This is a genomic window from Pantoea sp. S62, from assembly GCF_016658625.1.
GTDB lineage: Bacteria > Pseudomonadota > Gammaproteobacteria > Enterobacterales > Enterobacteriaceae > Pantoea > Pantoea vagans.
In genome coordinates this window covers 26,841-47,591 of the sequence record NZ_JACVVI010000018.1, presented here as the reverse complement: position 1 = coordinate 47,591, position 20,751 = coordinate 26,841, and the positions used below count along the sequence as shown (strand labels likewise).

Below are 20,751 nucleotides of genomic sequence, written 5' to 3'. Positions count from 1 at the left end.
TTTCTGCAACTCAGCTTAAAGCGGATACAAAATGCCGGGTTTCCCCAGCATGCGCAGGCAGAGCGTCTTTACCAGTTATCCAGCACGCGCTGCTGTACCTCAGCAGGATATCCCTGAGCGAAAGAGGCGTGCAGATGCCGTTTGCTTTGCAGCGTGTCGAACACCACTTTTGCCCCCTTACCGGCAACGTATTCCTCTTCTTCATAGCACTGGGGCAGGCGGACCACGCGTTGATCCTCGTAGACCACGCGGCGGCCGGTCGGGTGAACGCGTGTCGAGAGCGCCCAGACCACCTCACGCAGATTCGTCGGGTCAAAATCGTCATCGACAACGTAAACCTTGGGAAGAAACAGCATGGCGCTGGTCTTAAACAGCGCGTCGCCGATGCGCTGCGCCAGCGCCATGCTGCTGACGTCCGGCAGCTGCTCGCGCCAGTCCTGCGGCATGACAACCAGCAGCCAGTGCACCGTCGAATCTTCCGGAATCCAGGCGGTTTTGACCGGCAGACCTGCCTCGCGCAACGTGGTCAGCGCATCCGCCGCCAGTCCCATGGCCCACAGCGTATGAGACTCGTCGGTCGGGCGCCCGGTTATTGACATCGGCCAGATGGGATCGGTTCGGTAGGTAATGGTTTCTACGTGGAAGGTTGGCTGCGCGGATGCGCCTTCTCCAAGATAGCCGCCATATTCGCCGTAGGGACCCTCCATACAATTACGCGCAATGGATACGTGCCCTTCAATCACGATTTCGGCGGTAGCGGGCACATCCAGATCGACGCTAACGGCTTTAACAACCGGGACCGGCTCGCCAGCCAAAGTGCCGATGTAGTCAGCTTCATCCGCCTGTGCCGGGATGGGAATGCCAGACACACATGAAATGGCCGGCGCAGGGCCCTGTACCAGCGCATAGGGCATAGGCTCACCGCGTTCGACCCACTGCGTCCAGATCTGGCCGATGTGCTGGCTCGGCACGATCAGTCCGGTCATACGCTTGCCATCAACCTTCATTACCCGCGCTATCGACCAGTTCACCCAGTCGCCGTCGGGCGTTTTAACAATAAGCGTGCCCCAGGTGTTGGCGTAGCGCCCGCCATCTTTGTCATGCGCGAATGGAATGGGAAAATGGTCAAGGTTCGCCTCTACCCCGCCTAAAATGTTTTGTTGGCAGGGGGCCTGCGCCGCGTCAACGCGTACTGGGGGGATGCCTGGCTTGGTACGCGCGGCTGACAGGGCCTCGATGATTTCCGGGCCTGTCGATTCCGGTGCTAAGCCGAACGACATTGCCACGCGCGCATAGGGCATCTCTTTGCAGGACGAAAGTGCCGCAGGCGCCCCGAAAAGTCGAAAGCCCGGCGCAACGCCAGCCACCTTATGAAACAGCGGCGCAGGCGACTGGATTTCATAGCTGCGGCGGGTAATCGCGCTCGGTTCAAAATCCCCGTCCACTTCGCGATGGACATGCATAATGTCACCCATGGCGTCGAGGGCATCAACAAAACTGCGTAAATCACCGTAATATTTCATCAGGCTCTCCTTGTGCCGGGGTTGACGCGGTTCGGTCCGGTCCAGCGATGGGTGTAGTTATTATCCAGGCCAAACTGATCGAGAATGCGGGACACGATATGGTTGACGATATCGTCTGTAGTTGAGGGATGGTTATAGAAGGCGGGCATCGGCGGCAGCATCATCGCGCCAGCGCGGGTTAAGGCCAGCATGTTTTCCAGATGAATGGCGTTAAGCGGCGTTTCACGCGGGACCATCACCAGCTTGCGCTGTTCTTTCAGGGTGACATCGGCGGCGCGGGCAATCAGGCCTTCTCCGTAGCCGCAGCGTATCGCGGCCAGAGTCTTCATGCTGCAGGGCGCAATAATCATACCGTCAACCTGAAAAGAGCCGCTGGAAATCGCCGCCGCCTGGTCATAATCGCTATAGGTACGGCAGGCGAGGACACTAACCTCCTTTACACTGTAGGGCGTTTCCATTTGAATAGTCGCGCGCGCCCATTTAGAAATAATCAGATGCTTTTCGACCTCAACATCGCGCAGCGCAGACAGTAAACGCACGCCTATTGCAGCACCAGTCATGCCTGCCACAAGCTTCATAATGGCTCACTTTATTCAGTATGCGGATATAGTTCCGTATCAAACAGTTCGAACTCGAACTATAAGATTGCCTTTTTCAGGAGTCAAGTTACCAAATGTCACAACATGACGACCCGATAATCGCCGCCCCCCTCTGGCCGCACGGAGAGTGCTCACTGATGCATCTGGTACGTCGCGCAGGTCAGTATTCAACCACATGCTGGACGCAATGTGTCGATACCGGGCTTTCAGCCGTGCAGTACGCCATTCTTGTGGTGCTGGATGAGGAAACTATCTGCGACCAGCAGACGCTATGCAACCGCGCCGGATTTGATAAAGCCACCGGCAGTTACTTGATCGATCGCATGAGCAAAGGTGGTCTGCTATGCGTCGAGGTGGATGCTGATAATCGCCGCCGTAAGCTGGTGAAGATGACGACAGAGGGAGAAGTTATGCTTAACAGAATGATTGAGCAGGCAAAACAGGCGGAAGAACTGATTGCGCAGCGGTTAGACACGCAAGATGTTGCAGATTTAAAGCGTCTGCTGAGCAAGCTGGGTGGGCTGCACGAGCCTGAATGAGAGTTAAGAGTGAAGGTAGCCACATCTCCCAGCATTATTGAAGGTGTTTTATGCTTCCATCACGCATCTGGCTGTGCGAATAGCGACGAAGAATGATTATGCTTCGATTATTAGAGATCGTACGATGAAGCAGTGTATCTGAAAAAATTAAAATAACCCGAACGGCTACCTGCAGGAATTGCAGATCTGTTCGCCATCAATACAGACGGTTTTCTGCCTGTGATAACATACTGCGGTTATTTTTCAGAGCCGGGACTGATGAAGAAGAAGAAAAACCGCACACCAACTCCTCACGATGCCACGTTCCGGCAGTTTCTGACTCACCCGGATGTTGCCCGTGATTTCATGGAACTCCACTTGCCCGTAGAGCTGCGTGCTATCTGTGACCTCAGTACGCTAAAGCTGGAATCCGGCTCGTTCGTCGAGGATGACCTGAGGCAGTACTTTAGCGACGTGCTCTACAGTCTGAAAACCACAGCCGGTGAAGGTTATGTCCACGTGCTCATCGAGCACCAGTCTTCACCCGATAAACACATGGCTTTTCGGCTCATGCGTTATGCGGTGGCTGCCATGCAGCGCCATCTTGAGGCGGGCCATAAGAAGTTGCCACTGGTGATACCCGTGCTGTTTTATACGGGTAAACGCAGCCCGTATCCTTACTCCATCCGGTGGCTGAATGAGTTTGATGATCCGACGCTGGCATGCAAACTGTACAGCAGCGCTTTCCCGCTGGTTGACGTTACCGTCATTCCTGATGATGAAATCGCCGGCCATCGCAGCATGGCCGCCCTGACCCTGCTGCAGAAACATATTCATCAGCGGGACCTGGCAGAACTGACTGACCGACTGGCGCCCATTCTGCTGGCCGGCTATCTGTCTTCATCACAGGTGATATCGCTGGTACACTATATTGTACAGGCAGGCGAAACAGCCGACGCCGAAGGCTTTGTACGCGAACTGGCACAGCGAGTGCCGCAACACGGAGACGCACTTATGACCATCGCACAACAGCTCGAACAGAATGGCATCCAGAAGGGTATCCAGTTAGGCAGGCAGGAAGGCCGAAATGAAGGCATGCTGGAAGGCAAGCTGGAAGTTGCCCGTACCATGCTGCATAACGGTCTTGACCGTAATACCGTTATGAAAATGACCGGACTGACTGAAGACGAGCTGGCGCAGATCCGACACTGACTTATTTAGCGGCCTCTGCGGCCGCACTGCTGATCCCGCCAGGTACAGCCGTGCAGGGTCTTACTGTCCCATCTTTAGTTCATATTTTTCTGCCGTCAGCCCATAAAGCCCGGAAGGCCCATTAATAGCTATCTGCCATTCACAACGGTTAAGAAGCGTTTTCAGCCCCTGCACGCGCACTGTCAGTCGTGCCATTACCGGTGCGACCTGCTGGCCGCCATCGTCAAATGCAGCATCCAGGCTGCTCCGGGACAGATAAATTCCGTTCAGGACAGCGGCGTGCCTTCCTGACCACTCCCGGTCGCTGAACAGCTGGTAAGCCCAGCACATATCTTTCGCCATCTCCAGGGCATATGTCAGACGGAACAGGTCATTCTGCTGGGACAGCTCGACTGTGCAGGAACGCCTGAGATAGTCCTGCTTGCCGGCAAGCTTTACGCCAACGCCATACTGGCGCCCCTGCATTAGCAGCCACTCAATGTTGGGCGCTACTCCAGCCTTCTGTATGGACTGTGCGCGACCGGGAGTATACTGACATTCACTCTTAATTCTGTTCAGGAACGCATATGCTCAGGCTCAGCAGTGCGATATTCATACTCAGTACATGGTTCATCCTATTTTTAGCCTACTGTGGCTACTTCATGTGGGAACTGAGGAATGAGCTGCTGTCCGCCGACTTCACGGTACTGCTGTATGTTGTGACGGCCTGCTGCTTATTGTCCGTTCTTACGCTGGCCAGCTTGTATCTTTTTTTTCTTTTATCAGACACCATCCCTTTGATGAACGCGTGCTGTCTGGTGCGCCGTATGAGACGCATTTGTACGCATTTAAAAGGCATTCAGAAATAATATTCAGGCCCTGAATGACCCTGCTTCTTTATCCTTTTCTCTTCAGGCCGCCTCCTAACCCCGACCGCGCGCAACGGCCAGATCCTGCCGTCTTCACCCAGTGACTGAGACCTGAGAAAAATTGCGGGACGTTACCGAACCGTATACCAGTGTTCCTTTTGACAAGGAAAAGCGTTTAGGGCCTGATTCACTTCATTTAGTAAGAGAAAGGCCGCTATGCAGCCTCTGTTTTGGTCAGTCGGCATTTTCAGCACAGTTTTGAGTTCTTCCTGCTCCGGCGTCAGTTCGTCAGTTCGTTGCCGGAAAGCATGACCTTCAGCTTATCTTCAACTGCAGGCCAGTGATCATAGAACGAACTGATCCCGGTTACGTGCACTGCGGAGCGGGAGCTATGGCAGGCATAAAAAAAGCCCCGGCGACGGGGCAGCTATATACCGTGCCCATCTCTGCAGGCTTCGGGGACAGATGAAAACAGCTATGCTTCGGGCTTATTTGCTGAATCGCCTGCTGACTGACAAAAGTCATATGGCTGGCCTGCCGGAGTCAGCTTATGAGGCTGCTGTCAGGCTCACGGATATAAAAAGGCCCGCACTCCGGAGTGGAGGAGCGGGCAGACAGTAACTGAGAGACCTTCTTATTATTAATTAACTCTTGATCAGTAAACTGATGTAAACAAGCGGTACAGGTCACAAAAACACCGGCAGCAGATATGGCTTAAGTTTTACGGATCCATATGTTGAAGATGAACGGACGGCCAGTCATTGCAATAGCTGTATGGCAGGCAAAAAAATACCTGCTCCGGAGGTCGGAAACAGGCATAAATCGTGGTGAAGATGATGAAGCTCTTTCCGGCCTGTAATTGTTGCTAAGCTCACACCCTGTTTTTTTACCGGCGTCTTCTCCGCCAGCCACAGGAGCGCTTTGCCGTTACACAACCTGCTACAGGTTAATAGACCAGACTTCAATGGCAAGCGTAAGCGGTGACAATTTCTTCGCTTTACCAGTTACAGGCAAAAAAAAAGCCCGCATCAGACGGGCTAATAACAACATAGAGCTTTATAAAGAAGCGTTTTCTCGCAGGATTTATGCTCACTAAGATCATCGGCCAGCAATGCGAAAACTTTAATCCCTTAATACACAGTGCATACAGACAGGTGGAGCAGACTGAGCGTAGCGGTAATGTCATAAATGCCCGATTAATAGCGGAACAGGATACAGGCGACGGGTGAAAGCCATGAGCATTAAGCAGCCCGGCCATCTTCATATAGCATCAATACATACCTTTCTGCCTTTCAGGATACTGACGAAACCTGCCATACTAACGGGTTGCCATAAAAAGGTGAGCATGGGTAGATTATTTTAATCAACATCCTTTGGCCTGAAACACCTTATCTCCCTGCCCGACGCATTTACATACCACCTGAAGCCTCAACCAGTTCCGATATCGTGCAAGGATAAAAGCTGCACCGGGGTTATATCTGACCGTCACCCGGAGGCCTTATCATGGCTACGGATGGTCATCAGACAAAAAAATACCGGTACTAAAGTCATGTTCTGAAGCAGTTTGTAAGTTTATGTCTATTCTTAACCGGTCCGCACAGAGACATCACAAAGCATTTCTCTTCTAATTGTCTCTGATAACAATAGTTTTTACAGAAATCGTTCACTTTTAAAGGAAAATAAATGGCAGGTATAAGACGTAAAAAAGTAAAACCGATAGGCCTTAAAGACGTCACCATCATCGATGATGCCCGTCTGAAGAAAGCGATCACTGCGGCAGCGCTGGGCAATGCCATGGAATGGTTTGATTTTGGCGTTTACGGTTACGTGGCAGCTGTACTGGGCAAGGTTTTTTTTCCTGATGCCTCCCCGGGGATTCAGATTATTGCAGCGCTGGGCACGTTTTCCGTCCCGTTCATTATCCGGCCTTTAGGCGGTATGTTCTTTGGCGCGCTGGGTGACAGATACGGTCGCCAGAAGATTCTGGCCATGACCATCATTCTGATGACACTGAGCACCTTTTGTATCGGTCTTATCCCCTCCTATGCGACGATCGGCTTCTGGGCTCCGGTCCTGCTGTTGATAGCCAAAATGGTTCAGGGCTTTTCAGTCGGAGGGGAATATACCGGCGCTTCAATATTCGTAGCGGAGTACTCTCCTGACAGAAAACGGGGATTTTTAGGCAGCTGGTTAGATTTTGGCTCACTCACCGGCTTCGTCTGCGGAGCGGGGATTGTTGTAGTGCTGACGACCATTCTGGGCCAGGAAGCGTTTAATGAATGGGGCTGGCGTATTCCGTTCTTCATGGCGTTGCCTTTAGGACTCGTAGGTCTTTACCTGCGCCATGCCCTTGAAGAAACTCCGGCGTTCCAGAAACATGTTGATTCGCTTGAGGAGGGTTCTAAACAGGGCCTGAGTGAAGGTCCTTCGGTGCCGTTCAAAGAGATCGCGCGTAAACACTGGCGAAACCTGATCTCCTGTATCGGCATCGTGATCACCACTAACGTCGCTTATTACATGCTGCTGACTTACGTGCCGAGTTACCTGACGCATAATCTGCACTATTCAGAGGACCGTGGTGTTCTGATTATAGTTGTCATCATGCTGGCGATGCTTTTTGTACAGCCGGTGATGGGGCTACTCAGTGATAAATTCGGGCGAAAACCTTTTATCATCATTGGTAGCACGGCAATGGTGATGCTTTCCATTCCTTCATTTATGCTTATTACCTCGGACAGCCTGGTCGCGCTCTTCTTCGGGCTCCTGATACAGGCTGTCATACTCAACTGCCTGATAGGTGTAATGGCATCGACCCTGCCAGCGCTATTTCCTACAGAAGTGCGCTACAGTGCTTTGGCCGGTACCTATAACATCGCTATCCTGATTGCCGGTATTACCCCAACATTAACGGCGTGGCTGGTTGAGGTAACAGGGAATCTTTACATGCCTGCATGGTATCTGATGGTTGTGGGTGTGATTGGCGTAATAACAGGTGTCACGGTAAGAGAAACGGCTAATAAGCCTTTATACGGTGACACCCCTGCGGCCTCATCTCTGGCAGAAGCCAGAGAGCTGTTAAAGGAGCATCATGACGGAATCGAGGAGCGGATTGAAGATATAGATAAGAGAATTGATGAGCTTAAGAGTAAGCGACGTAATCTGGTTGCTCAGCAACCTGATGCCATCAGTTAAGTTAACAGGCCGCTATCCCGCGATAGCGGCGCTAATTTTCCTGCCAACCCCTACCTGCTTCCTATCTTTTAATGCACAGTGTTTCAGCTGCACCCTTCAGACAGTTAAGGTCACTTCAGGCTCCCAGCCCCTGCTCCCTGCTCCCTGCTCCAGAGCCTACCTGACGACCTAAACCCGGATACAGCATCCGTTATTTCAAGCCTGCCTCTATATGGATAAGCGAGCCTGCCCTTGCCTGTCGCGATAAAAACCGGATTGACGTCATCTTTGCTGAGTGAAATACACTCTGGCTGCTCCTCAGGCTCTGTTTTTCTCAGTATTTACGGATAAGTTCTGAAGCGAGATAAGGAGCTGCTACCGCTCAGAAGTCAGCACAAGTGTTTCGGGCCTTGCCCGGAGCGCTTCAGGATTATTTATCAAATTCAGCCATAATTTTTTAGAGGGGAGTCTGCATCTGATCTTCCTGCTATTGCATTAAAAAAGGCAAAGCGTGATCTGGACAGCACGCCGGACACTGTCTGTGCCTGATTTATTCTCCGCGGGATAAACCCGGCTATGCTTTGTCAGACTTCACTTAACTCAGACAGGAGGCATTATGACGAAGCTCAGAGGGGGGGCCGGCAATTTCGCCGCAAATCCACAGCGCGCTGTGGATGCTGGCAGAAAAGGCGGTCAGATAAGCGGTGGCAATTTCAGGAATGATCATGAGCGTGCGGCCGAAGCGGGACGTAAGGGCAGGAAAGTCAGCAGGAGAGGAAAAACAGACAGTGTGTCATCGTAGTATTCTTACGCAGTTAAGACAGCGTTCATAACCGGGCTGTGCGGCTGTCAGAATGTTTCAGTACACCCTGCGTATATAAACGTATTGAATGAAAAGTGCATCAATACAGCAGAAACAAACAGCGACCCAAATGTTTTCATTTACAGTATCTCCGGAAAGGATTAACTGGAACTGTCGTTCCGGCAAGGCCTGACAGGGTACTCTGATGGCAGGTATGCCGGAGTAATTCATCCTCCCCATAGGACATAAATCATTACAGGAGCCTGTACATATACATGAACTATTTGATTATGGTACTCGTTGTGCTGACTTCGGTTCAGGCAGCGGCTGACGTAACGCATGATAAAACTTACCCATCATGCGACGTGCAGGCGCAACGTAGTCTTAAAGGGGAAACGGGTGGCAGCGTCACAGATCCGCTTGAGGCGTATATTTCCCTAAGGGTTAACATACTGCAGGCTGATATCAGTACGGCACGTAAAGCCCGGAGGCTGACGGAGGGGCAGGCTGACTTATTGTGGCGTCGCGCCGGAAAAGTGCGCAGTGACGCGGCACAGTTTGTTAAACAGCAGGGTTACCTCAGTGCAGCAGAGCGAGCCTCTTATGACCGAGAACTCGACAAACTTGCCGGTAAACTTTGCAACAGGATTAAAAATATTTCTGATACCACACAGCTCCCGCCTGCTTAACAGGGCCGTGGCAATAGCAGCATCCGGTGAAGAAGAGCTCCGGCTGAAAACGTATTTCGGTCAGATGCTCTTTCTCACCGTGAACGTTAAATACTTTCACCTTAAGCTGAAAAAACGAGTCTGATTGAACGGCGACTGCCCTTTTTTAATTTCAGGTAGTTCATGAAAGGGCTCACATATATATGGCTGTATCGGATCTGCGTATGCATTGCGGTATCCCGGTGCGATTCTCACTCGGATTGTTGCCTGCAGCAGGCCATCAGGGCATGCATGCGGCCGAATGTATCTGCCGGCCATCAGTCCTGTTGCTATTTATACAGCACTTATCCCCCGTTTCTGTGGATAACATGCAGTCAGTAGTGCTGTTCCGGATTAGCATCCAAAGATCTATGTCTGCCTTCCGTCACCTCTGCCGGGTGCAGTCCGGTAAACTGGCAGGCGACTCTATGGCCGGTCATCATGATTCAGACGATAATGTCAGTGCTCGTATTTTTCAGGGGGATAAGGTCAGCACCGATATGCTCTTCTGCTCTGCCAGAATACGGCCGGGTCGCCCTGCGCGCCCTCAGAGATTTCTTTTTCCCGGTAGAATGTACGCGCCGTCTGCATTAAGTGAAACACCATGCTATGAGTGTCGGACGGCTGCAATGAACGGCTTCTTATTCTGCACTGCAGGCCGGACAGGATAAAGTACCGCAGTCAGAAGGCTCGAGCAGAAACAGACGCTTACGGACACTGAACTGGCAGATGACAGTCACGTGATGCGGTGTGAATAAAGCCAGAAAAATGCAGACAGAACGCAGATGACCAGGCGAACGCGTCTGCTCATGCTGACGCAGGCGGTCCAGCATGAACATATCGGCGATGCCATCGGCAGAACCGGAATTCCTGCGGTAAAATAAATTTCATGCAGGATTAACTGTTAAGTAACAGAGCCGGGGAAACTGCTTTACTCCTGCATTTTGTGAGAACAGACTATATATTTCACAGACAGACAAAACATGGCCAGATGCCTTCCACCGTCATACATATCTATCTCCCTTCCCAGCCTGGCAGACAAGCTCCGCGAACTTGCGGACATGATTGAAGTGCGAGATCCTCAGATACAGTCAGCAGAGCACTATTATACGACCGGAGACTGGGGTGAGTTGCTCACAATTATTCACCTTGAAATAAAGGACCGCCCTGAATAGAGCTGGAGAGTGATGCTCAGGATACGCATTTCTTCAGGGCCCGAAGATGAGTGACATAGTCATGATGCGGACCTGCGACCTGCAGATTCTGAACTGCACAGATTTACCTTACAAAGTGCCATACGTATTCAGGGACACGGTCATACAGCTTACCTGTGACCAGCTCTGCTTTACGGTGATCATAAGCCTGTGTCATCGCAAATTCGTGGGAAGGATCCCCGGTGTAGCAAAGGTGCTCATAAACCTTTTCAAGCGTTTCCGGCGTGGAACAGCGACGAAATTTCAGCAGCCATTGTTGTCGGGTCATAAGGCTCTCATCCGGAATAATGGGAAAAGGGGGGGTACAGCTAAGGTAATAGTAATAATCTCAATAACTCATCAATAGCCGTTTCAAACGGAATGGTTTAAATATGTATGCCTGAATGACGCTGCTCTGCGTACGAAGAGTCAGTCTTTTACTCTCTGCCCACAGGCATTAGCGCATTCTTAAACTAACGGTCGATTATGCTGACAGGAAGTAAACAGGATATGGAAAACCTGAAAGACCCTGAAACGTCAGTGCAGGCAGGGAAAAACGGCGGTGCCGGGTGCCTCCCGGTGAAAAGCATGAGCTTTCCACAACAGTATCATCATCCCCCCCAGAATTATGATTACTTGTCGCCCCTCCGCTGAGAAGAGATTCACCGCCATTTTTTAACTGCCCGCGTAATAAAAACTCATACAATCTGTACTGCAGGCGCAGCCGCGCAGACCATATCAGTTAATAATTGTTAAGCGCCAGAGGAAAGCAATACGCGCTTGCTGCGTCTGAAACAGACATGTCCCTGCAGACACCTAGTAAACAAACCACACCGCAAACGATCTCCACGGATCTGCTCATCGGCTGGATAAAATGAATATCGGAAACTCACAATATTATTGTACACCATTTTATTTTTTGTACAACTTTACCACCTGCGGTGGCAGTTAAATACTATGCAGAAAGAATCGGCAGATGCAGCAGCATATCCAGTGGTGTAGCAGCCCTTTTTCACTTCTGATCTTTCAGCGCACTCATGACCAAGAGCGTATCAGTATCATTCCGGTCTTATATCTCAGATGCAGGTTAAGAACTAAGTAAGATTAACCTTCACAGCCAGGGGGCGGACAGGCGCACTGAAATAACAGGGCCCTGCCGATAATATTTTTCTGTCAGCTGTAGCAGGCTGGCTTATCTGCAGCAACATGTAGTCTCGTATCCGGACTGCCAGCTCGCAGTTAAATACCGTGGACAGCAAAACCACTGCAATAGCGAAAAATGCTATTCGCATAATAAATCAGGATATTTTCTGGCAATGTCGGTGGTCATCCAGGCCAGCACGTTGATAACACTGGTGAGAAAGGAAAAGTGCCGGGTATACATAACTGCCGTGGCGGCCGGCATACCGGCCGGGATTGTTTTTTCAGAATCAGATGGCTTCGCGAGTCTCCGGCCAGACAATGCACGCCCCTCCAGGCGTGAACAGGCTACCCTGAAAATCAATAATGCCGGCTGCTTCAAGCCACATCCACTCTTCAGGCCGGTTAACTTCTGCCGCGATTATATTAATCTCCAGTGCCGAGCAGCAGCGGATAATAGCCTGAACAACAGCCTGTTTCGGACCGCTTCTGTGAATATTTCGCACAATTGTAGCGCTGATACGTACCCGATCAGGCTGTACATTTACGAGTAGTGATAACCCGGCAGAACCGTCACCAAAATCGTCAATGGACAGATTGATACCCGCCTGTTTCAGCTGACGGACCGCTGAAGAAAACATGTTCAGCTGAGTGATAACTTCCTTTTCGCTTACCCCAAGTACGATTTGTTGAGGCACCAGGCCGGCATCTTTAACAGCACTGACGATGCGGCTCACGGCGTCAGCCACGAAAACCAGTGTCATTGGCAGAATGCTGATATAAAGCGTCATCCCGTCCGGGATGGATCTGCCCGCGTTCTGCAGGGCTTCGGTAACTGCATTCAGGTTATGGGCATGCAGCGCTTCGCCGCTCAGACCGCCCGCTGTTCCGTCAGGGATAGCTTCCATAGCCGTTATTACACGTCCGAGCGGATCAATCACCGGACGAAAATAAAGGCCCGGCGCTGTAGGCAGCACGCCCCCTCCCGGGATGAATTCCCAGTAGTCGGCAGGGAGCATCTCAAAATAATTCTCTTTCTCGCGGGCTTCGACAAACGTTCTCAGGAATTGCAACCCACGATCATCATAGGTCAGCTGGTATTTCGACGTGCCGCGGTCAAGTACAGTCTGAAGAACGTTGTTCGGGTCACTGCGGCGCAGATCGAAAAGCTCCATGCCCTGATTGCCAAAACGCCGCGATGGCGAATAGTCACGCATCAGCTCAACAACATTGTTATGGCGCGTGTCAGCACAGATACGCTCATATATAGCAATAACACCCTCCTCCGGCCCTTCGAGTATCTGGAAGAAATGGGATCCATTAAAGAGCAGGATCCCTGTAACCTGATGGCGGACGTTCAGCAGGCTGGCTTTTTCTACCATACCCCGCAGGATACTGACGGAGGCATCTTCTGAAAGATGGCTTCGGTAGATAATTGTTGTAAGCATCTCAGGTTTCCGGTTGTGCACATGTGCATGTGCGGCAGAGTCAAAAAGGAAGTTATCGTCACTTAACAGTAAATATGCTCAGGTTTGAGCATCTGAATACACACAGGTTATGATTGCAGCCTGCCGGTTCTGATTACCAGACCCTCCTGCACTCCTTCTTTCCTGCAGGCATTCATGCAGAAATACTGGCAGCAGGTTCCGGGGAGCACGCCCGCCACAGGCATTGTTAAGCCAGCCGATTGATTTACTTGCTCAGGTATCGTGTTCTGATACCTGAGCAAGTAGCACTGCGGTAGACTGTGTCATTTTCCGTCAGCGCGGCGGTATGGCACTTGCAAGTCCAGTTCATCAGTAAAAAGATGGCGCAGACAATCGACGTGCCAGCGGCAACAGTCTGCCATGGACATCGCCAGTGCTGCTGCTTCAGGGATTCTGCCTGAATGAAGTGCAGTGTATTCATGCATTCCGCCAGTCAGGCTGGCACGCTCGCCGATATCGGTTGTATAAATATGGTGCATCAGGCTAAGCATACCTTTACGCTCAGCCTGATCGCGGTCTGCGTTCATGCCTTTAATCGCTGTCAGCATCCCGGCATTAATCCAGCGCTTGTGTTTCATCAAGGTAAGGGTGGTCAGTCTGCACATTTTTATCCGGCAGTATCCTTATGGAGAAACAGCACTGAAGAGCAATTGTAATAAGACTGGCTTTTGATTTTGTCCGTATGCCACAGCCTGAGAATTATTAATCAACAATGCTTCCTGATGACTTATCAGGCTCCTTCCGTGCCCGCGCCGTCCGATACTGATATGTGGCTGCAGCCGAAGACCAAACCGCAGTTTATAAGGCGTACATAGCTGAAACCAGGCTGACCTGACAGGCTTCAGCTTATTTTACCGTATGGCCTACATTTTGGAAATGAATGATCCCGAATGGGTGAGACTCTTGCTGACTTCCGAAGTTCGGCAGGATAAATTCAGATATGTGGTAATTCCGGCAGTCCTTATGCACTCTATTTTATGGTCAGCAGTGACGCCATTACGGGATGACATAAGAAACCAGATTAACAGATATGAAACACAGAGATGACATACGGCCTGACGGCTGAAAACAAAGTCCGGCAGATCGTCAGCTTTCGGCCTTTGCCTGCAAGGCTGCTCATCATAATGCCCGGTAACATCAGACTCTTCAGGGTGTGGGGCTCTGTTGCGTGCACGCATATCCCGGAGGGAGTGAAGCATTTAAGTCAGAAAGTTCATGGGGCTGGTCTGAACTATTATGTTAACTGAACCTTAATCAGAGCAGGTTCACTAGCAGGACCTTTACCTGAACAGGCCCGGTCAGATTTACCTGAGCGGGCCTGTGCCATTATTTATGCGCTATAAGGTTGCTGATGTCGGCTATTCACTCTATCGGCACTAGATTACTTCAGGACGATACGAACAATTTCATCAGTGCCCTTCGTGGAAGAGTCTTTATTAAATTCCGCTTTCAGGGTGACATAGAGCGTATTGCTATCTGGTCCAATTAACAGGCTGTTTGGATTTTTATCAAAGGACCAACTGTTTTTCACCGCGTAAGTCGTGGCATCCAGTTGCAGCACTTTCTTCGACTCACGCTGCGTGATGTAAAGCTCATTACGTTTCGCGCTGAACTTGATGCTTAGAGCATCACCTTCAATACGCTTGATCACCTTACCCGTGCGCTCATCAAAGATCAGCGTGGCTTTACCCTGGGAATCGTCGGTCACGAACAGGCGACCGGTTTCAGGATCTTCCGCCATGTTCAGGAACAGATACGCTTTGCCATCGCCTGCCGTCCAGCGTTTCTCGATTTTATGGCTGCGTGGATTGATTACCAGAATTTCACCGGAGCCGTTTGCCGCATAAATACGCTCAGTCAGCGGTGAGTAGATGATACCCGTCACCCATTTACCGGCATTCTTAATTTCGGTTTTAAGCGTAAAGGTTTTGGTGTCGACTACCGAGATATAGCCTGGTTCAGCCACGCGGCCCACATAGAGTTCGTTGCCATGCCATAACACTTCACGTGCACCTGCCGGATAGCCCTCTTTACTGATTTTGCCCGGGAAGACCAGACGCTGCAGCACTTTGCCACTCTTCGCATCCACGCTGGAGATTGCGCCATCCAGCGAGTTGGTGGTGTAGAACACCTCACCCGCCTCATCGATAGCGGTGCCGAAATTTTTCATGTCGGTATGTGTTTCACCCTGAGTAGTCAGTGTGGCTGGATCAAGACGGTAGATCATGCCGCCGTTCACATCCTTAAACGCCTGCGCACTGGCAACAAATAACGCTTTTGCTGCAGGAGAATAAGCCATTTCATACAGACCATCCCCCAGGGCGCGCTGAGTTACCGCGCTGTCGACTGGTTTAGAGGCTTCTGCAGCAGGCGCATCAACTTTTTTAGCAGGTGCCTGACACGCTGTCAGGCTAATGGTAGCGGCGGCAGCCATGGCAACAGCGGCTTTGCGCGGGCTTAACGATTTCATGCAGAACTCCATCAGGGAATAAAGGGTGCCGGGCCATTCTGATCGGCCAGAATAAAGAATGCGAATCATACTCATTAACAGTCGCTAAGCAAACAATGGCTCAGATTCCTGTAGCGCTCCAGTGCGTTCTCACGACATAAACCTCCAACTTTCTCTTTTTTTTTAGGGTCAATTCGCCCTTTTTCAGCGCCAAAATAATGTAAACGCCAGCAAGTATGAGGCCTTTATCGCGATTATTTATTTGATTTAATTGAAATTAATATAATGTTACATCTTCAGTTGAATCTTACAGGGAATTTATAAAGCAAATGATTATCATTGGCATTCTCACAATAGATTCCGCTTCTGTCTCCTGTAATGGGCTGAGAAAAATAACAATCAAAGCGTAATGGCTTAACGCATTACCAACATTTAATGGGAAATTTATGGCTCGTAGTGGCAGGGAATCAGAAAGTAAAAACGTTTTCGGCATCTCGTTGCTGGCACTGGCGGTACATGCCCTTCTCAACCCCGCTCTGGCGGCAGCGGAAACATCGCAGGATATGGTCGTCAGCGCGACCCCCGCCGATAACGGCGAAAGCGATAAACAGAATTACGCAGTCCAGACCACCCGCGCGGGCACTAAATTGATGCTGACACCACGCGATGTGCCGCAATCCCTTAGCGTGGTGACACAGCAGCGGATGCAGGATCAGGATCTGCAATCAGTTAACGATGTGCTGACCAATGCCACCGGTATCTCCACCAATCTGATCGACAGTGAACGCTCTGAGTACTATTCACGCGGCTTTAAGGTCAGTAACTTCACCTTCGATGGCATTCCGACGTCGGTCAACGATAACTGGAATTACGGCGATGCGGCGTCTGACACTGTTATCTATGACCGCATTGAGATCGTGCGAGGGGCAACCGGGCTGATGACCGGCGCGGGCAGCCCGTCAGCCTCTATCAACATGGTGCGTAAACATGCCGACAGTAAAACCGCCACCGGTACGCTGAGCGCCAGCTATGGCAGCTGGAACAAACAGCGGTATGTGGCGGATCTCTCCTCTCCGCTGAACGGCGATGCCAGTCTGCGTGGCCGCGTTGTGACCGGCTATACCGATCAGCAGAGCTGGCTGGACCGCTATCAGAAAATTCAAAAATTTATCTACGGTGTGATGGATGCCGATCTCTCTGAGAAGACCACGCTGTCACTGGGTTACGACTATGAAGATAACAATACCGGCAATCCGACCTGGGGTGGCCTGCCGATGTTTTACAGCAACAACGCCACCACACATTACGATCGCAGCCTGAATTCGTCAGCCAGCTGGACACGTTACAACACTAACTCGCGCAAAGTCTTTGCGGACATCGAGCATAACTTTGATAACGGCTGGAATATTCATATCAACGGCACGCACGCCGAAAACACCTTTAGCGATAAGCTGCTCTATGTGATGGGCAATCCCGACCAGGAGAGCGGTGAAGGGACCACCGCTTACGGCAGCATGGATCGCGGCAAGCGTAAAATGGATTCCATAGATGGATTTGCCAGCGGACCCTTTGAACTGATGGGCCGTCAGCACCTGTTAATGGCGGGTGCGAGCTACAGTCGCCAGCACAATGCCGCCTACAGTCAGGATGGATTCAGTGATGTGGCGGCGCGTGAAATCTCCACTGCCGATATGGGTATTTTCAATAATCACTGGAACGGTAACGTCGCGGAGCCTGAGTGGCAGGGCTGGTATCTCAATGATGATGACACGGTTCGTCAGAAATCGGTGTACAGTGCTGCACGTCTTTCGCTGGCCGATCCGCTGTCACTCATCGTTGGCGCACGCTATACCCAGTGGAGCACGAACGGCAGCAGCGGAGAGATGACCAAAAACAACACCACGCCTTACGCCGGGCTGGTCTACGACATCAATGATACCTGGTCCGCCTATGGCAGTTACACCGCCATTTTCCTGCCGCAGACAAATCGTGATACCCATGGCAGTTACCTCTCGCCTGTCACGGGGAAAAGCTACGAAACCGGTCTGAAATCGGCCTGGAACGACGGGCTGCTGACGGCAAGTGTGGCGATTTTCCGCATCGAGCAGGATAACGTCGGTCAGGCGCTGGATGGCGTCTACCTGAGTGGCAGTGAGCAGGCCTATGCCGCAGCCAAAGGTGCCGTGAGTAAAGGTGCCGAGTTCGAACTGAATGGTGCGCTGACTGATAATCTGCAGCTGACCTTTGGCGCAACCCGCTATGTGGCTCGTGACCAGAGTGGCCGCTTTAACAGCTATCAGCCGCAGACCTCATTTAAGCTTTTTACCCGTTATCAGCTGGCCGCAATCCCCGACCTGACTGTCGGCGGCGGCGTCAACTGGCAGAACCGGGTGTTTAAGGATGTGACCAACGCCAGCGGCGACAGCATACGGGTTTATCAGGGCAGTTATCCGCTGGCCTCACTGTTTGCCCGCTATCAGGTGAATAAGCAGGTCGCGGTGCAGGCCAACGTCGATAACCTCTTCGATCGCGAGTATTACAGCTATATGAACAGTTACGTATACGGTGAGCCACGCAACGTGAACGTCAGCGTTTCGTGGCAATTCTGACAGACTGATTAGCCAACGTCAGTCCATGGCACAAAGCGGACGCTATCCGGCCCAATGTCCGCTATGAGCGAAAAGCGGACACTGGGAATTCATAACACAGATCATTTTGATGCGGGGGTAGCTTTTATGAAGAATGCCTGCATCCATTCATTTCCCATCAGTACAGCGATCGCTACACTGACAGACCCCTGTGCTCACAGGCCGTCATGACCTGGTTATCGCCTGCTTTAGCGCAGTTTTTCCAGCAACTGCTCAGCGCCTTTGTCCACTCCTGTCTCGGCCGCACTCAGTGAGCCAAACGTGGCCCCCACGTTCATGGCATTAGGATACTGCTCTGCTACGTAGGCCAGCAGGAGTTCACCGGTCGCGGCATCCTGCACTTCCACAGCATAGTTGACGTAACCGCTCATCAGTCCGCGCCCGCCTCGCACAGACTGAACAATATTATAAGGGCCGCCAGCCAGGTCAAATTTCGTAAAGGTCCCCACAACCTGTGGCGTCGTGTCCGCACCGGTCAGCGTCAGCTTTAGCCGGAGAGAAGGGGCATTCCCGGCGCTGGTGTTGACGGTGAACTTCTCCCGCAGCACGTCGGCAAACTTTTTCTGCATGTAGTCTGCCAGATTGCGCCGGTCTTCCTGCGACATGTCATTAAACTGTGCGTCGCTGCCGCCATAAATTTCAACAGGATCGATGGTGATGCTGCGGTATTTGCTCCAGTCAACCGGGGCAGCATAGCGGTAGGGGATCCGGTCACTGTCATCAGCCATGTTAGGCGTCATCCGGGATGTGGCCTGAATGCCGGAATATTTTACCGGTGACGTGGACGAACATCCTGCGGCGGCAATGATGGCGGTCAGGATAAGCGTGCGGGACAGCTGTTTTGTGAGGCAAACCATAAATTATTCTCCGGTTACTTTTTGATATAATGAACTGTACGGTATAGTTAATATGGTTTATCCTGGCTCTGTCAACAAAATGTTTCTGTGCGTGTCGTTAACGTTCACATGAGGAGTGCGGAATGCTTTATTTAAAACCGGAGGTTTCGTCGTCAGGCATCGCGTGCCTGCCCGGCTCCATGATGACCATCATGCCGGGAGTGAGGGAGGACTGGCCGGAGCGCACACGGGAAGTGAGTGCTGAGCATGCCTGTTTTATCCTGAGCCTGCCGCTCCGCTATTCCGGTCTGCCGGTACGGCGCAGGCTCATAAGAATGATGCTGACACTGCAAATGTATGGCGAAGCCAGAAGCAGCCTGGACGGTCCGGGACATGATGCCTTTACACCGGCAGCGGACTATGCGCGGAGCGTTATTGATACGGCAATGCTGCGCGGAGAGCTGCGCTGCCGGCCCTCTGGCGAAATGGCGCATGCCTGGCTGAAGCTGACGGAGGAGCTGCGGTGCCTGATGACTGGCCTTCAGCAGGATAAGGCGCTGCTCCGTAAAGAAGTGAGGCGCAGTACAGCTGATTTCCTTCGGCGGTATGCGGCGTGTGCAGGAACATGAAGGTACTGCTCATCCGGATCGTTCTGGTGCTTGTTTTTATTGCCGCCGGCATCCTCACCACATTTGACGCCCGGGTCAGCTGATGAACGGCTGGCCGATAACCGGGGGGCTGGAAAATGCATCGCCCAGGCAATGGTTCATCTGTGGAGCCATGCTGCTGACCGTGGTATGTGCCCTGCTCAGAACCGCCGGCAACCTCATTGAAATGCGCCGTCTGCGCCGGTTCGGTCAGCGACGGGCCGGATATTATGCCGTCAGGGTGTGGGGTGCCTCATCAGAACGGGTAAAGATATTTCTGGTGGCGGAATGTCTCATTATTGATGCGCTGTCTGTGCTTGTGCTGCTGGTGCTCAGTGACGTCACCCCCTGGTGAAAACCTCGCAGTATTCAGCCCGGCTCGCAGGGATACGCGTTTTCAGAATTCCATAAGCGAAGACTTACATGAAGGAGAATACATTGAAGGAGAAACTGTCAGTGATTAATGGCGGGGGTTCCTGGATGGACTGGAGCATCCTGAGTATCCTGATTTTATCTGGCGCTCTTGCGGTGACCGTCATGATTATGTGGTGGCACGTCATCATCAACGTAAAAGAAATCGTTCATATCCGGCGCCTGAAAGCCCGCCGCGGGAGAAAATATACAAAGGGGGCCTGGAGGGTCTACCAGAACTCGTTAATCTCGCTGCTTGTTGCAGAAATTATGGTGGCTCTGGCCATAAGCACCCTGATTGTGCTCATGCTGTCGGAGGTAATAATTTAGCTGTGCGCAGACGGCATCAGAAAATTGCCCGCCTTCTGACGGGCTGGTAAGGTTCAGATGTGACTGCCGATAGAAAGGCATCCGGTAAGCAGCAGTACGGCCATGCCGGTAATGAGGCTATAAACAATACGCATGTTAACTCCTCAGAATAAAGAAACGCAGCCGCTCAGCAGAAGCGAACCCACGGCCAGACCTGCCTCCAGAATGAAACGATTAAGCATAAACGTTAC

General features: G+C 51.6%; 16 protein-coding genes and 1 pseudogene. 9 read left to right on the top strand and 8 right to left on the bottom strand.

The features are described from left to right. Nucleotides 1-68: 68 nt before the first annotated feature. Both IBT54_RS20685 and IBT54_RS20680 read right to left on the bottom strand, forming a co-directional pair. A complete protein-coding gene (locus tag IBT54_RS20685; RefSeq protein WP_201252867.1) occupies nucleotides 69-1,523 on the bottom strand; it encodes a UbiD family decarboxylase in 1,455 nt (484 codons plus the stop codon). Beyond that, nucleotides 1,523-2,101, bottom strand: a complete 579-nt coding sequence (locus IBT54_RS20680; protein WP_236263557.1) for a UbiX family flavin prenyltransferase — start codon at nucleotides 2,099-2,101, stop codon at nucleotides 1,523-1,525. Before IBT54_RS20680 ends, IBT54_RS20685 begins: the two co-directional genes overlap by 1 nt. A 95-nt stretch (nucleotides 2,102-2,196) precedes the next feature. Here IBT54_RS20680 and IBT54_RS20675 point away from each other — a divergent pair, with 95 nt between their 5' ends. Together IBT54_RS20675 and IBT54_RS20670 are read left to right on the top strand one after the other, a co-directional pair. Beyond that, nucleotides 2,197-2,661, top strand: coding sequence for a MarR family winged helix-turn-helix transcriptional regulator (locus IBT54_RS20675; protein WP_201252866.1), 465 nt, complete (start codon nucleotides 2,197-2,199; stop codon nucleotides 2,659-2,661). A gap of 258 nt (nucleotides 2,662-2,919) precedes the next feature. Then, on the top strand, nucleotides 2,920-3,852 hold the full coding sequence (locus IBT54_RS20670) for an Rpn family recombination-promoting nuclease/putative transposase (protein ID WP_201252865.1): 933 nt from the start codon (nucleotides 2,920-2,922) through the stop codon (nucleotides 3,850-3,852). Between the two features lie 60 nt (nucleotides 3,853-3,912). On the opposite strand, the pseudogene IBT54_RS20665 reads toward IBT54_RS20670, so the two are convergent. After that, nucleotides 3,913-4,344, bottom strand: a pseudogene (locus IBT54_RS20665) (hypothetical protein); the annotation flags it as partial. A gap of 2,039 nt (nucleotides 4,345-6,383) precedes the next feature. Between IBT54_RS20665 and proP the strand changes: the two are divergent. The 3 genes from proP (at nucleotide 6,384) to IBT54_RS20650 (ending at nucleotide 9,362) form a co-directional block, all read left to right on the top strand. Next, on the top strand, nucleotides 6,384-7,892 hold the full coding sequence (gene proP / locus IBT54_RS20660; protein WP_201252864.1) for a glycine betaine/L-proline transporter ProP: 1,509 nt from the start codon (nucleotides 6,384-6,386) through the stop codon (nucleotides 7,890-7,892). A gap of 595 nt (nucleotides 7,893-8,487) precedes the next feature. Further along, complete coding sequence (locus IBT54_RS20655) at nucleotides 8,488-8,673, top strand: general stress protein (protein ID WP_201252863.1); 186 nt, start codon at nucleotides 8,488-8,490, stop codon at nucleotides 8,671-8,673. A 275-nt stretch (nucleotides 8,674-8,948) separates the two neighbouring features. Beyond that, nucleotides 8,949-9,362, top strand: coding sequence for a hypothetical protein (locus IBT54_RS20650; protein ID WP_201252862.1), 414 nt, complete (start codon nucleotides 8,949-8,951; stop codon nucleotides 9,360-9,362). A gap of 1,296 nt (nucleotides 9,363-10,658) precedes the next feature. Here the strand turns inward: IBT54_RS20650 and IBT54_RS20645 are convergent. From IBT54_RS20645 to IBT54_RS20630, 4 genes are all read right to left on the bottom strand, one after another. Next, nucleotides 10,659-10,862, bottom strand: coding sequence for an Hha/YmoA family nucleoid-associated regulatory protein (locus IBT54_RS20645; protein ID WP_098050820.1), 204 nt, complete (start codon nucleotides 10,860-10,862; stop codon nucleotides 10,659-10,661). A 1,141-nt stretch (nucleotides 10,863-12,003) separates the two neighbouring features. Next, nucleotides 12,004-13,161: a diguanylate phosphodiesterase gene (locus tag IBT54_RS20640; protein WP_201252861.1), complete on the bottom strand. Its 1,158-nt coding sequence runs from the start codon at nucleotides 13,159-13,161 to the stop codon at nucleotides 12,004-12,006. A 302-nt stretch (nucleotides 13,162-13,463) separates the two neighbouring features. After that, entirely contained in the window at nucleotides 13,464-13,805 is a 342-nt protein-coding gene (locus IBT54_RS20635; protein WP_201252860.1) for a hypothetical protein, read from the bottom strand. 776 nt (nucleotides 13,806-14,581) lie between these two features. Then, nucleotides 14,582-15,670 (bottom strand): YncE family protein, encoded by a 1,089-nt coding sequence (locus IBT54_RS20630; RefSeq protein ID WP_201252859.1) that lies wholly within the window; start codon nucleotides 15,668-15,670, stop codon nucleotides 14,582-14,584. A 425-nt stretch (nucleotides 15,671-16,095) separates the two neighbouring features. On the opposite strand from IBT54_RS20630, the gene fhuE reads away from it, so the two are divergent. Continuing rightward, a complete protein-coding gene (gene fhuE, locus IBT54_RS20625; RefSeq protein WP_201252858.1) occupies nucleotides 16,096-18,258 on the top strand; it encodes a ferric-rhodotorulic acid/ferric-coprogen receptor FhuE in 2,163 nt (720 codons plus the stop codon). A 227-nt stretch (nucleotides 18,259-18,485) separates the two neighbouring features. On the opposite strand, the gene IBT54_RS20620 is transcribed toward fhuE, so the two are convergent. Continuing rightward, on the bottom strand, nucleotides 18,486-19,154 hold the full coding sequence (locus tag IBT54_RS20620; RefSeq protein WP_201252857.1) for a DUF3313 domain-containing protein: 669 nt from the start codon (nucleotides 19,152-19,154) through the stop codon (nucleotides 18,486-18,488). Nucleotides 19,155-19,276: 122 nt separating this feature from the next. Here IBT54_RS20620 and IBT54_RS20615 point away from each other — a divergent pair, with 122 nt between their 5' ends. From IBT54_RS20615 to IBT54_RS20605, 3 genes are all read left to right on the top strand, one after another. Next, a complete protein-coding gene (locus IBT54_RS20615) occupies nucleotides 19,277-19,762 on the top strand; it encodes a hypothetical protein (protein WP_236263555.1) in 486 nt (161 codons plus the stop codon). A gap of 82 nt (nucleotides 19,763-19,844) precedes the next feature. Next, complete coding sequence (locus IBT54_RS20610) at nucleotides 19,845-20,135, top strand: hypothetical protein (RefSeq protein ID WP_201252856.1); 291 nt, start codon at nucleotides 19,845-19,847, stop codon at nucleotides 20,133-20,135. 83 nt (nucleotides 20,136-20,218) lie between these two features. Next, on the top strand, nucleotides 20,219-20,521 hold the full coding sequence (locus IBT54_RS20605; protein ID WP_236263553.1) for a hypothetical protein: 303 nt from the start codon (nucleotides 20,219-20,221) through the stop codon (nucleotides 20,519-20,521). The last annotated feature ends 230 nt before the right edge of the window (nucleotides 20,522-20,751 follow it).

Bases quoted from the DNA above. Each gene is read 5' to 3' on its own strand.
- IBT54_RS20610 (WP_201252856.1), top strand. From the start codon at position 19,845: ATGAACGGCTGGCCGATAACCGGGGGGCTGGAAAATGCATCGCCCAGG.
- proP (WP_201252864.1), top strand. From the start codon at position 6,384: ATGGCAGGTATAAGACGTAAAAAAGTAAAACCGATAGGCCTTAAAGAC.
- IBT54_RS20640 (WP_201252861.1), bottom strand. From the start codon at position 13,161: ATGCTTACAACAATTATCTACCGAAGCCATCTTTCAGAAGATGCCTCC.
- IBT54_RS20645 (WP_098050820.1), bottom strand. From the start codon at position 10,862: ATGACCCGACAACAATGGCTGCTGAAATTTCGTCGCTGTTCCACGCCG.
- IBT54_RS20675 (WP_201252866.1), top strand. From the start codon at position 2,197: ATGTCACAACATGACGACCCGATAATCGCCGCCCCCCTCTGGCCGCAC.
- IBT54_RS20630 (WP_201252859.1), bottom strand. From the start codon at position 15,670: ATGAAATCGTTAAGCCCGCGCAAAGCCGCTGTTGCCATGGCTGCCGCC.
- fhuE (WP_201252858.1), top strand. From the start codon at position 16,096: ATGGCTCGTAGTGGCAGGGAATCAGAAAGTAAAAACGTTTTCGGCATC.
- IBT54_RS20685 (WP_201252867.1), bottom strand. From the start codon at position 1,523: ATGAAATATTACGGTGATTTACGCAGTTTTGTTGATGCCCTCGACGCC.
- IBT54_RS20670 (WP_201252865.1), top strand. From the start codon at position 2,920: ATGAAGAAGAAGAAAAACCGCACACCAACTCCTCACGATGCCACGTTC.
- IBT54_RS20655 (WP_201252863.1), top strand. From the start codon at position 8,488: ATGACGAAGCTCAGAGGGGGGGCCGGCAATTTCGCCGCAAATCCACAG.
- IBT54_RS20635 (WP_201252860.1), bottom strand. From the start codon at position 13,805: ATGTGCAGACTGACCACCCTTACCTTGATGAAACACAAGCGCTGGATT.
- IBT54_RS20620 (WP_201252857.1), bottom strand. From the start codon at position 19,154: ATGGTTTGCCTCACAAAACAGCTGTCCCGCACGCTTATCCTGACCGCC.
- IBT54_RS20680 (WP_236263557.1), bottom strand. From the start codon at position 2,101: ATGAAGCTTGTGGCAGGCATGACTGGTGCTGCAATAGGCGTGCGTTTA.
- IBT54_RS20615 (WP_236263555.1), top strand. From the start codon at position 19,277: ATGCTTTATTTAAAACCGGAGGTTTCGTCGTCAGGCATCGCGTGCCTG.
- IBT54_RS20650 (WP_201252862.1), top strand. From the start codon at position 8,949: ATGAACTATTTGATTATGGTACTCGTTGTGCTGACTTCGGTTCAGGCA.